The organism is Acetobacter pasteurianus (assembly GCF_009914215.2).
Lineage (GTDB): Bacteria > Pseudomonadota > Alphaproteobacteria > Acetobacterales > Acetobacteraceae > Acetobacter > Acetobacter pasteurianus.
Map to the genome: position 1 here is coordinate 1,149,705 of NZ_CP039846.2, position 12,524 is coordinate 1,162,228.

Consider the following 12,524-nt stretch of genomic DNA (forward strand, 5'->3'; position numbering starts at 1 on the left):
TTCGATTGGGCAATTAGATAGGCTTTCTGTCAAGAATGTTCTGCTAATTTCACATTTTCTTTCATAAAGACAATCTGTTCTGGCGCAGGAACAAAATCGCTCTCATGCTGAGTTTTCTCAGCTTCACCAGTGTTTTTCCTGTTCCCCCTTGGCTCTTTTCCTAACAAAAAAGCAGGCCCAAAATGGAGCCTGCTTTTTTGTATTTTTGTTTCGATTTAAGAATAAATCCTTACTGGGCTGAAGCACTGGCCTCTGATCGCGTTGCTCCTACCCGCATGGCAAGTGCTGCTGCCATAAAGGCATCCAGATCACCATCCAACACCGCATCCGGGTTGCCGGTTTCTACCCCTGTGCGCAAATCCTTTACCATCTGGTAAGGTGCAAGCACGTAAGAGCGGATCTGATGCCCCCAGCCGATATCCGTTTTAGCAGCTTCTGCTGCTGCGGCCTCGGCTTCGCGCTTCTGCAACTCTGCTTCATACAAACGCGCACGCAGCATCTGCATAGCCGTTGCACGGTTGCGGTGCTGGGAACGGTCTGTCTGGCAGGCCACAACAATGCCTGTGGGCATATGCGTGATACGGATAGCGGAATCCGTTTTGTTAACGTGCTGCCCACCAGCGCCAGATGCCCTAAAGGTATCTACTTTCAGGTCTGCGTCATTGATCTCGATTTCAATGGAATCATCAATAACGGGATACACCCAAACAGACGCAAAGGATGTCTGGCGGCGTGCTGCGGCATCAAACGGTGAAATACGCACCAGACGGTGCACACCTGCTTCTGTTTTCAGCCAGCCATAGGCATTGGGGCCGGAAACGAGAATGGTGGCAGATTTCAGGCCCGCCTGTTCCCCTTCCGAGCTTTCCATCAGCGTAACCTTGTAGCCATGCGCCTCTGCCCAGCGGGTGTACATACGCAGCAGCATTTCTGTCCAATCCTGCGCTTCCGTACCTCCGGCACCTGCGTTCACTTCCAGATAGCAGTCATTGCTGTCTGCTTCCCCAGAAAGCAGACTTTCTGTTTCCCGCCGTTTGGCTTCTTCCGCTAGATCACGCAGGGTGGCCATACCTTCGGCCACCAAATCTGCATCCCCTTCGGCTTCAGCCAGCTCAATCAGTTCACTGGTGTCACGCACGTTGGTTTCAAGCGCTTCCACACCTTCAATCTGATTGGCCAGAAGGGTGCGCTCACGCATCATTTTTTGCGCAGCGTCTGAATCATTCCACAGATCGGGGTCTTCTGCCCGATTATTCAGTTCAGCGAGTCTTTCCTGGGCGACATCCCAGTTAAAGATGCCTCCTCAGCAGTGCCACTGACTGCTTGATCTGGTCATTAAGGGCTTCAGTCTCGGCAGACATCAGGCCGATTCTCCATATTTTTCTATCATGTCAAAAAAGACAATGTGGTGTTGGCCCTCAATAAAGGCCACCCATACCAATGTCACCCCCGGCTGGTGCAGAAGGCGCCGCAGAACCTGACGAACCACCATTGCCGGAAGGTGCGTGTTCTCCTGATTGGCCGCCTCCAGAACCTTCAGCAGCCATATCACTTTCAGAATCAGGCATGTTTTCAGCACCTGTATCTGCGGCTGTGAGTTCCTGCGGGTTGACGTTGCTTGAAAGGTTTGCGCTCAACCCTGGCACCTGCCCTTCCTTAAAGGCATCTATGGCCACGCCTCTGCCCGTATCATACTGCACGAGTGTAATGCCTGCGGGTGGCACAAAATCCTGCCGTGGATACCCATCCAAGGCGGTTTTCATCACCTTGTTCCACAAGGGGCCAGCAATAGCACCACCAGTTTCGTTTTTACCGAGGGACTGAGGTGTATCAAACCCGATCCACACAACGGTTACGATATCCGGAGTGTATCCAGCAAACCATGCATCATTAAAGTTCTGGCTGGTGCCGGTTTTACCCGCGATAGGCACATCTATGCCCGTTCCAGCCCGCATGCCCGTGCCGCGCCGGATAACATCCTGCAACATGGTGGTAATCTGGAACGCACTTTGGGCAGATGCCACCTGCTGCCGGCTATCATGCAAGGCAGGCAGATCATTTTGCCCAGGCATGACAATAGGCTGCTCTACAGGAGCGGCTGCAGACGCAGCTTTTCCTGCATCCCCAGATTTCTGATCCGATGGTGCATCCGGGAACACAGCATCCGCCGCGGGCTGCTCTGCCCCTTGCCCGCCATTACCTTCCGCATTTGGCTGCACGGAAGCTGTGGTCAACGCCAGCCCCTCCGGCCGCCAGATAACGTGACCTTCACGGTCCTGCACATCGTCCACCAGTGTTGGCGTTACCTTACGCCCACCTGCTGCGAGCGAGGCATAGGCCCCGGCTTCCTTCAGCACTGTGGTTTCCACTGCCCCAAGTGCCGCGGGGAGTACGTGCGGCATAGAATCCACCAACCCAAGGTTGGTTGCCATATCCGCCACGGTTTTCATGCCCAGATGGGCCGCCAAGCGAATGGTAACCAGATTGCGCGATTCACGCAGGGCATCATGCAGAGTGGTGGGGCCCCAGAAATCTTTTTCATAGTTATTGGGGTGCCATGCTCCGTAAGAAACGGGAGAGTCATCAAACTTCTGGGAAGGGGAAATCCCCTGTTCCATGGCATCCAGATAAACAAATGGCTTGAAGGAAGACCCCGGCTGACGCAGCGCCTGTGTTGCGCGATCAAACTGCGAAGCCTGAAAAGACCATCCGCCCACAAGAGCCAGAACCCGACCCGTGCGTGCATTCATGGTTACAATGGCGCCTTCCACCACAGGCACCTGCATAAGGGCAACATGGCCCCCTTCGGCCTGCGGTTGCACCATCACTACATCGCCGGCGCGCAATGGCTTAAAGCGTCGTGCCCATGCCATATCCTTGGCCTGCACCACACCTGTACGGGGCTCGCCTCCGCTTTGGGATGCGTTGTTCCGCCGCACAACGCTGCCTTCAAGCCAGCCCACCTGCCCCTTTGCATCCAGCACAACAGCCAAACGCCATTGGTCAAGCATACCCGCAGGCACAGGAACGCCCTGTAAAGCTTGCACCCATTCTGCTGTGGAAGTGGATGACCCGATATCGGAAAGATGATGCACTGGCCCACGCCAACCACGATGTGCGCGATCATACGCCATCAGACCCTGGCGCAGAATATCCTGTGCATTGCGCTGAAGCGGCAGATCCAAACTGGTATGAACATCCAGCCCGCCCTGCATGGTCACGTCTTGGCCGTAACGCTCCATCAGTTCGCGCCGCACTTCTTCTGCAAACCATTCGGCCCCCGGTGCCGGGCCTGGGCGCGTAAAGCTGCGGGTGGTCAACGGCTGGGCTTCCGCTACACGCGCAGCATCATGCGTAATAGCCCCAATATCGGCCATACGCTCCAACACCCAGTTTCGGCGCCCTCTGGCTGCATCGGGGAAGCGTACGGGGTTATAATTGGTGGGAGATTTAGGCAGCGCCGCCAAAAACGCGGCTTCTGCATCATCCAGCTGATCAAGCGGCTTGTTGAAATAGGTCTGAGATGCTGCGGCAATACCATATGCGCCACTGCCCAGATAAATTTCGTTCAGATAGATTTCCAGAATCTTGTCTTTGGGCAGAACCTGCTCCACCCGCATGGCCAAAAAGGCTTCCTTAGCCTTACGCCGGAAAGACACCGCGTTGCTGCCCAGCAGCATGATACGCGCCACCTGCTGCGTGATGGTGGACGCCCCAATAGGCCGCTTGCCTTTGCCGCGCGTTAAATCCGTAAGGCCAGCGCGCGCAATGGCAACGGGGTCCACCCCTTTATGCGTCCAGAACTTCTGGTCTTCTGCCGCAACAAAGGCATTTTTAACCTTATCGGGCACAGCACTGATGGGCACAAAAATACGCCGCTCATTCGCCAGTTCGGCAATAAGCTGATCATCTCCAGCATAAAGGCGGCTCATGACTGGCGGCTGGTAGGAGCGCAAGCCCTCTACCGTAGGCAGATCCGCCACAATCCCTTCGTATTGGGACCACAACAGAACTACAGCACCCGTGGTGCCAACCAACGCCAACGCAGCCGTTGCACCAAGCACCTTCCGCCATTGGCGAAAACGCGGGCGGCGCAGATCGGGCCTGCGATTTTGCGGAGACCTGCCCTGAGAATGGCTGGAAGATGAACCCGGATCACCAGAAGACGGAGCGCTTGTCATACAGGCCCTTTACCATTCTCACACATAATCGTCTGCCCTGTTTGCGCATTGTAATAAAAATCATGGCCGAATTCCGACCACATCTACAAACAGTGCTAACCCAACATGTCACCCAGCAGGCGGGCTGTATAATCCACCACCGGTACAATACGCCCGTAATTGATACGGGTGGGGCCAATAACGCCAATAGCCCCTACTATCCGGTTAGCCTCATTGCGGGCCGGTGCCATGACAACAGACATGCCCGTAGCCCCAAACAACCCGCTTTCTGCGCCAATAAAAATGCGTACGCCTTCTGAGTTTTCTACCAACTCCAGCAAACGCAACATGGTTTCCTGCGCTTCCAGTCGGTCAAACAGCGTTTGAATGGCCAGTAACCTGTCCTGCCCATCTACATCAGCCAATAAACGGGATTGCCCGCGCACAATCAGGGTGCCCCCCAGCCCGTCTCCGCCGCCATCCCAAATGGCAAGGCCACTTTCTACCACCTCCGCCGTGAGACCATTCAGAATACTTCGGTCTTCCGTCATTTCAGAACTCACGCGCGTGCGTAAATCTGGCAAAGAAGCCCCCATGGCCCGTGCGTTCAGATAGTTTGCCGCCTCCACCAAAGCAGAAGGCGGCATACCCGGTGGTGTTTCAATAACCCGGTTTTCAACATGCCCATCTGCGCCCACCAGAATAACCAGTGCGCGATTGCTGCCTAACGCCACAAACTCAATATGCTTGATGCCACCATCCCCCTTGGGGGCTACAACCAGCCCGGCTGCATCGGACATACCCGCCAAAAGTGAAGATGCCTCTGTAAGCGTATCTTGCAGTGAGCGCCCTTTGGCCTCCAGCGATTGACCGATGACCCGCTGGTCTTCTTCCGAGAGCGCGCCAAACTGCAACAGGCCATCTACAAACAGCCGCAACCCTTTTTCTGTAGGCAACCGCCCAGCAGATGTATGGGGAGAAAACAGCAAACCTGCTTCTGTAAGGGATGCCATGATATTGCGTATTGTGGCCGGAGAAAGCGGCAGCCCAAGCCTGTGAGACACAGTGCGGGAGCCAACAGGTTCCCCACTCGCTACATATTCTTCCACCACTTCACGCAGAATAGCCGCAGACCGCGCATTCAGCCCCGGAGGCAGAGCAGCTTTTACTGGCAGCAAACCACGCTTCATGACACAAGGGCTCCTTCGCATATCCATAAATCCCGGATAGCCTTTATATACCCTATTCGTGCAGTTTTACTGCCGACAAAAGCGCACCATACGCGCCCGACATCTTATTTTACCAAGGAGCTTTCCATGCGCCCTTCAGGCCGCCAGCCAGACCAGATGCGCCCCATTACCATTGAAACAGGCTTTGCCCACCACGCTGAAGGCTCTGCCCTTATTCGCGTTGGTGGTACGGAAGTACTGTGCACTGCCAGCATAGAAAACCGCGTGCCACCTTTTTTGCGTGGTAAGGGTACAGGCTGGGTTACGGCAGAATACGGCATGCTGCCCCGCGCCACCCACACACGCGGCAACCGTGAAGCTGCAAAGGGCAAGCAGTCGGGCCGCACGCAGGAAATCCAGCGCCTTATTGGCCGTTCCCTCCGCGCCGTCACAGATCTGGACGCTCTGGGTGAAATGAGCATTACGCTGGATTGTGACGTGCTGAATGCTGATGGCGGCACGCGCTGCGCTTCCATTACGGGCGCATGGGTGGCGTTGCGTCTGGCACTTGGCAAACTGGTTGCCACCAATGTGCTGCCACGGCTGCCGCTGCGTGGGCAGGTTGCTGCTGTTTCCTGCGGGCTGACAACTGAAGGCGCTGTGCTGGATCTGGATTACGTAGAAGATAGCTCTGCTTCTGCCGACACCAACTTTGTGCTGACAGCAGACCGTCGCATTGTGGAAATTCAGGGCACTGCAGAAAGCGCACCGTTTACGGAAGATGCGTTTGACAACCTGTTCGCACTGGCACGCAAGGGTGTAACCGAGCTGTTTGAAGCCCAGATGGCTGCCGTGGAAGCTGCGGAAAAAAAGCGCGCATGAACTCCATAAAACTGGAACGTGGCAGCACCCTTGTGCTTGCCACGCACAATGCTGGCAAGCTGGCAGAATTTGCCACGCTACTGGCTGATTTTGGCATCAAGGTTGTTTCTGCTGGTGAGCTAAACCTGCCAGAGCCAGAAGAAACGGCCACCACCTTTGCAGGCAATGCCGCCATTAAGGCATTAGCCGCCGCCAAAGCCGCCAACCTGCCCGCACTAGCCGATGATTCTGGGCTATGCGTGGCCGCACTGGATGGCGCACCCGGCATTTATTCTGCGCGCTGGGCTGGCCCGAACAAAGATTTTGCCGGTGCCATGGCGCGTATTGAAAAAGAAATTGGGCAAGGCGAACGCAACGCATGGTTTATTTGCGTACTGTGTCTGGCTCTGCCTGATGGCCGCACGGAAAGCTTTGAAGGCCGCATAGATGGGCAGATTGTCTGGCCCCCTCGTGGCACGCAAGGGCACGGATATGATCCGATTTTTGCCCCTGACGGCGAAACCCGCACATTTGCTGAAATGGCTGATGCGGAAAAAAATGCCATCAGCCACCGCGCCCGTGCCTTTGACACCTTTAAAAGCGCGTGCCTGAGCTAACGCCTAACTACCTACAAACTAGCCACCTGCCGGTTCTGCGGAGCTGACAGGTGGCCCCTGAATGGGGAAGCGAATCAGCAAATAGGGTGGTTGGCGTTCATCTTTACCATCATGAAAACCAGCGAGCCTGTTCCACTGCCCCAACGTGCAATACACATGGGTTTGCGTGCAAAAAATACCGTCTGGTGAAAGAATCCGCGGATCATGCACCATGAGTTCCATGGAACCATCCGTATTGCGGCGGAAAATGGCATCATGCTCAAAATTGGTAGTGTAAATGCGCCCTTGAGCATCTGTTGCCAGACCATCCGCCACACCTTTTTCCCCCTCATCCTTTACGGCAGCCGCCAACGCACTTTCTGTTGCAGACATATCTGACAGCAAAGCTGTGGGCAGGCTGTACAAGCGACGACTGGTAAGAGGTGAATAAAAAACGCGGCTGGAATCTGGGCTTAAGGTAATGCCATCCACCCCGCCGGTAACAAATTTGGGTTTTTGCGCGGGATCATATTTAAGCGGTATCCCTTCCACCACGGCCATAAAACCTGTTTCTGCCTGTATGGAGGGATGTTTCCCCAACACACGCCGTTGCTGACCTGTGGCGATATCTACCACCACCAAAGCCGGACTGTGGCCGAAGGAGCTATCGGCCACATACACGGTTCCTTCCGCCCCATGTGTAAGGTCCACCCGCAAATCATTCATATGGCTGTCAGGCAACAAAGCTGGAGCTTTTAGAACAATAGAACGCACCAACTTATTGGCAGCAGGATCAAAGCAGACAATTTTTGCGGCACCCGGCTGCAAAGGTAATCCGGCCAATTTGCCATCATCAATCGCCCAGATAAAACCGCGCGTGTCCTGTGTCATACCGTGAATGGAAAGGAGGCGGTCTGCCGGAGGGGCATTTGATGGCATGCTCAACGCGGCACTTGGCCAAGGGACAAGATGGCCATTCACCAACTCCGCCAACGTGGCCCCTTTATGGTTAATGGCATGCCGCGGAAAGCCTACAAAAACACGGCCATTATCCGCCACCACAATGCCCGATGGCCCCGGCCCATAAAACTCTGCCACAATCTCGAATGATCCGGCAGATTCGTACCCCTGATCTCCATGCATCCCGGTTTGCACAATGGCGCTTGGTGCAGCACGCACAGATTTGGTGAGCACCAGACCTAAGCTCGCACCACCAGCCACAAGCAGATGCCGACGCGCCAACTTTGGTCTGATTGCAGGGCTAAGTGGTTTCTGATTCAGCATTATGTTCCGGCGCACCATTCCGTTGTGTCTCCAGTTCTTTGGTGAATCTGAAACACAGTGTGCCACAGATTGGCAGGTATCCGGGCGTTTTCTGCCCAGCCCTTCCATCACAACACAGCGCAACACAAAAAAAATGGCGCCGGAAACCGACGCCATTTTCTTAAAACGTAATGCTCAAAAAACATAAAGGAGCAGTCAGACCGCTCCTTTATGGCTGAACAATTAGTCTTCGCCGTCTGTGTTACGACGACGGATAGCTGCACCCAGGATATCACCCAGGGAAGCACCGCTATCAGCAGAGCCGTATTCGTTGATGGCCTGCTTGTCTTCTTCCACTTCACGGCCCTTGATGGTCAGGGCCAGCTTGCGGGCTGCACGATCAACAGAGATGATCTTCGCATCCACGCGTTCGCCAACTGCAAAGCGTTCCGGACGCTGTTCTGCCTTATCACGGGCCAGTTCAGCGCGACGGATGAAGCCGGTCAGAACATCATCAACCTTCACTTCGATACCGTTCGTCTGAACAGCGGTCACGGTGCAGGTTACGATGGAGCCCTTCTGAACGCTGGCAAGCGCATCGGCTGCCGGATCTTCCTGAAGCTGCTTGATGCCCAGAGAGATACGTTCTTTTTCCACATCCACGTCCAGAACCTTGGCTTTGACAACCTGGCCCTTTTCGTAGTGCTTCATGGCTTCTTCGCCCGGTTCGTCCCAAGACAGGTCGGACATGTGAACCATGCCGTCGATGTCTGCAGACAGACCGATGAACAGGCCGAACTCGGTGATGTTGCGGATTTCGCCTTCTACGGTGGAGCCAACTTTGTGCTCTTCCGCGAACTGCTCCCACGGGTTGCGCTGAACCTGCTTGAGGCCCAGAGAAATGCGGCGCTTGGCGCTGTCCACATCCAGAACCATCACGTCCACTTCCTGAGAAGTTGCGACGATCTTGCCCGGATGGACGTTCTTTTTCGTCCAGGACATTTCGGACACGTGCACCAGACCTTCAACGCCCGGTTCCAGCTCAACAAATGCGCCGTAATCGGTGATGTTGGTCACGCGGCCCGTGAAGCGTGCACCCGGCGGGTACTTCAGGGCAACATTTTCCCACGGATCAGCTTCAAGCTGCTTCATGCCAAGGGAGATACGCTGTGTTTCCGGGTTGAAGCGGATAACCTGCACGCGCACCGGCTGGCCGATCTGCAGAGCTTCGGACGGATGGTTGATGCGCTTCCATGCAATGTCGGTCACATGCAGCAGGCCGTCAACGCCGCCCAGATCAACGAACGCACCGTAATCGGTGATGTTCTTGACCACGCCATCCAGAATCATGCCTTCCGTCAGGCCCTGGATCAGTTCGCTGCGCTGTTCAGCACGCGTTTCTTCCAGAACGGCACGGCGAGACACAACGATGTTGCCACGAGCGCGATCCATTTTCAGGATCTGGAACGGCTGGGGCACACCCATCAGCGGGCTGACATCACGCACGGGGCGGATATCTACCTGGCTGCCGGGCAGGAACGCCATAGCGCCACCCAGATCAACCGTGAAGCCACCCTTCACACGGCCATAAATGGTGCCGTTGACGCGGTGATTGGCTTCAAAAGCCTTTTCCAGGCTTGTCCAAGCTTCTTCACGACGTGCTTTTTCACGGGAAAGGACAATGCTGCCATCGCGATCTTCATACCGTTCAACATACAGTTCAACGATATCGCCAGGCTTAACTTCCGGCTTTACACCCTGAGGTGCAAATTCACGCAGAGCAACGCGGCCTTCGCTTTTCAGGCCGACATCAACAATAGCGTAATCATCGGTCAGACGAACAACGCGGCCACGAACAACGGAGCCATCAAAGCCCGTATCACGGCCAAGGGTTTCGTCCAGAAGGGAGGCAAAATCTTCACCGCGGAAGTGATCCGCAGTTTGGGTTGTGGCTGAAGCCATGTGTAACTGTTAACCTTGGGCCTGCCTGCAATGGGCAAGCAAGCTATTCCTGCGCCCCGCATCATGCGGCACGGCTTACCTGGCATGTCTGTAGGGGCCATCCCCTGTAGCCTTTTTGCCAAGCCTCAAATCAAAATAAAAACAAACCTGCAAGGTACGCAGTGTTTGATCATGCACAGACACTGTGTACAGGCCGCTTGTCAATACAAACCACCCGTGCACAGCCTGAAAACCGCCAGAAAAACGGCATTACGTTACCAGTCTAACACAATTCCGCAGAATTTTTATTCTGAGATTCCAGCGAGTCGTTCTCTTACAATCTGCAATGCTTTTGCCAAAACAGCATCTGCTTCAAGCGCATCTGTTTCGATCACATATGCGTCATCCGCTACAAGCATGGGGGCGGAGGCACGCCCGGCATCTGCCTCATCCCGCGCGCGTAGAGAATCTTCCAGTTCTGCTATACGCGTTGGGGCATCAGGAGCATTCCGGTCACCACCAAGTTGCAAAAAGCGGCGCAAAGCCCGTGTGCTGGGAGATGCCGTAATAAACAGCTTTACGTCTGCATCCGGAAAAATGGCAGTGCCAATATCGCGCCCATCCAGTACGGCACCTTTTGCCTGCGCAAACCGGCGCTGTGTTTCCACCAAAGCCGCGCGCACTTCTGGCTGTGCCGCCACTTTACTGGCAGCCTGCGCCACTAGGGGTGTGCGTAAATCTGGTCTTTCTAAATCGGCTGGCAACAACTGTGAGGCAAATTCCTGCGCGGGAGAAGCCGGGTCCTGCCCCGCATCCAAGGCCAAGCGCCCAACTGCACGGTAGAGCAAACCTGTATCCAGATACGGTAGATGCAAAGCTTCTGCCAACCTGCGCGCCAATGTGCCTTTACCTGCGGCGGCAGGGCCATCCACTGCGATAACTGGGCCGCCTCGTGTCATGCTACAAACCCCGCGCCAATGCTGTTCATCAGATCCAGATACTGTGGAAAGCTGGTTTCGATAAAAGAGGTATCATCAATTTCCACAGGCTTTTCAGCCACAAGCCCCATAACAGAAGCGCTCATGGCCAGACGGTGATCCATGTGAGTTTCAACCTTCCCGCCGCCGGGGATATGACCAGCCGTGCCGTACACAACCATGTCGTTTCCTTCCACAGCGGTGCGGACACCATTGTTTTCCAGCAGCGCTACGGTTGCGGCCAACCGATCGCTCTCTTTCACCCGCAGTTCTTCAACTCCGCAAAAGCGCGAAACGCCTGATGCATAAGCCGCAGCAACGGCCAGCACCGGATATTCATCAATCATGGAAGGTGCACGTTCTGGTGGCACTTCCACACCTTTGAGGGCGGAGGCGCGCACACGCAAATCCCCTACGGGTTCTCCGCCTTCTGTGCGTGCATTCAAAATTTCAAGCTGGGCACCCATTTCCTCCAATGTGGTAAACAATCCGGTACGCAATGGATTGAGCCCCACCCCAAAAATGGTGATGTCCGACCCAGCCACCAGCAGCGCCGCAACAAGCGGGAAAGCAGCGGATGAGGGATCACCCGGCACGGCAACATCACGCGCCACAAGGTTGGGCCGCCCCTGCAAACGAATAATCCGGCCGCCATCAGGCGTTTTTTCTACGGAAACTTCTGCCCCAAAATGGCGCAGCATGTTTTCAGTATGGTCACGCGTGGCAACTGGCTCTTCTACGCGTGTTTCACCCACCGCATTCAACCCGGCCAGCAATACGGCAGACTTAACCTGCGCAGAAGCAACGGGAAGGCGATAATCCAGCGGCTTGGGGTCTGCCAGACCACGAATGGCCATGGGTAAACGACCGCCCTCACGCGCAAGGAATGTGGCACCTGTTCCGGCCAGCGGGTCCATAACGCGCTTCATGGGCCTGCGGCGAAGGCTGGCATCCCCCGTCATTACGGATGTCATGCCGTGGCTGGCCAAAATGCCGGAAAGCAAGCGGGCGGCCGTGCCAGAATTGCCCATATCCAGCACGTTATCTGGCTCTTTCAACTGGCCAACACCTGGCCCGCTTACACGCCACTGGCCCGGCCCTTCCTGCACGGCATCTGCCCCCAAAGCACGCATGGCTGCAGCCGTGCACAACACATCCTCACCTTCCAACAGGCCAGAAATATGCGTGGTTCCCTTGGCAAGGGATGCAAACATGAGGGCACGATGGCTGATAGACTTATCTCCCGGCACCCGGATGGAGCCGGAAAGAGGAGCTTGAGCGCGAGAAACCCGTAACGGGCGGGTGGAAGATGTGGTCTGCTGTGTCATACCTTGTTCATTCCGGCGTGTGGGGCGGCAAGTCAATCCGCCAGAAACCATAAAAACTGCTTTCTGCTGCCAGAAAATGCATTTGTTCTGCAAGTCGGGTTTGACAGGACACAAAACACAATGGCATTTGGCGTCGCCTTATAGTCTGGTTCGATTCCACCTCGCGTTGCGGGAAGGTATCGGCCTTCTTTCCGGGGCATCTGTGCCCCCCAATCTGACTGCTCAGGAT

The 12,524-nt window shown here is 55.4% G+C and carries 9 protein-coding genes; 2 read left to right on the forward strand and 7 right to left on the reverse strand.

All coding sequences use genetic code 11. The features are described from left to right. Window positions 1–229: 229 nt before the first annotated feature. From prfB to hrcA, 3 genes are all read right to left on the reverse strand, one after another. Window positions 230–1,361 (reverse strand): peptide chain release factor 2 gene (gene prfB / locus FCN51_RS18810; protein ID WP_124296306.1). Its coding sequence is split into 2 segments (ribosomal slippage): window positions 230–1,291 and window positions 1,293–1,361, totalling 1,131 coding nucleotides; the frame shifts between segments, so codons are not numbered across the junction. 57 nt (window positions 1,362–1,418) lie between these two features. Continuing rightward, window positions 1,419–4,181 carry a penicillin-binding protein 1A gene (locus FCN51_RS18815; RefSeq protein ID WP_160256577.1) on the reverse strand — a complete coding sequence of 921 codons (2,763 nt, stop codon included), beginning with the start codon at window positions 4,179–4,181 and terminating at the stop codon, window positions 1,419–1,421. Between the two features lie 95 nt (window positions 4,182–4,276). Beyond that, on the reverse strand, window positions 4,277–5,377 hold the full coding sequence (gene hrcA / locus FCN51_RS18820; RefSeq protein WP_012812285.1) for a heat-inducible transcriptional repressor HrcA: 1,101 nt from the start codon (window positions 5,375–5,377) through the stop codon (window positions 4,277–4,279). A 99-nt stretch (window positions 5,378–5,476) separates the two neighbouring features. Between hrcA and rph the strand changes: the two genes are divergently transcribed. Next, window positions 5,477–6,211 (forward strand): ribonuclease PH, encoded by a 735-nt coding sequence (rph, locus tag FCN51_RS18825; RefSeq protein WP_003624868.1) that lies wholly within the window; start codon window positions 5,477–5,479, stop codon window positions 6,209–6,211. Next, on the forward strand, window positions 6,208–6,807 hold the full coding sequence (gene rdgB, locus FCN51_RS18830) for an RdgB/HAM1 family non-canonical purine NTP pyrophosphatase (protein WP_160256578.1): 600 nt from the start codon (window positions 6,208–6,210) through the stop codon (window positions 6,805–6,807). Before rph ends, rdgB begins: the two co-directional genes overlap by 4 nt. Window positions 6,808–6,825: 18 nt before the next feature. Here rdgB and FCN51_RS18835 read toward each other — a convergent pair whose 3' ends face one another. The 4 genes from FCN51_RS18835 to aroA all read right to left on the reverse strand — a co-directional run bounded on the left by FCN51_RS18835 (window position 6,826) and on the right by aroA (window position 12,346). Continuing rightward, complete coding sequence (locus FCN51_RS18835; protein WP_201762621.1) at window positions 6,826–8,178, reverse strand: L-dopachrome tautomerase-related protein; 1,353 nt, start codon at window positions 8,176–8,178, stop codon at window positions 6,826–6,828. Window positions 8,179–8,292: 114 nt separating this feature from the next. Beyond that, on the reverse strand, window positions 8,293–10,011 hold the full coding sequence (rpsA, locus tag FCN51_RS18840) for a 30S ribosomal protein S1 (protein ID WP_003624876.1): 1,719 nt from the start codon (window positions 10,009–10,011) through the stop codon (window positions 8,293–8,295). Between the two features lie 284 nt (window positions 10,012–10,295). Next, complete coding sequence (locus tag FCN51_RS18845; protein WP_124305426.1) at window positions 10,296–10,949, reverse strand: (d)CMP kinase; 654 nt, start codon at window positions 10,947–10,949, stop codon at window positions 10,296–10,298. Next, window positions 10,946–12,346: a 3-phosphoshikimate 1-carboxyvinyltransferase gene (gene aroA, locus FCN51_RS18850; protein WP_201762610.1), complete on the reverse strand. Its 1,401-nt coding sequence runs from the start codon at window positions 12,344–12,346 to the stop codon at window positions 10,946–10,948. The genes FCN51_RS18845 and aroA overlap by 4 nt, the downstream gene beginning before the upstream one ends. Window positions 12,347–12,524: the final 178 nt, after the last annotated feature.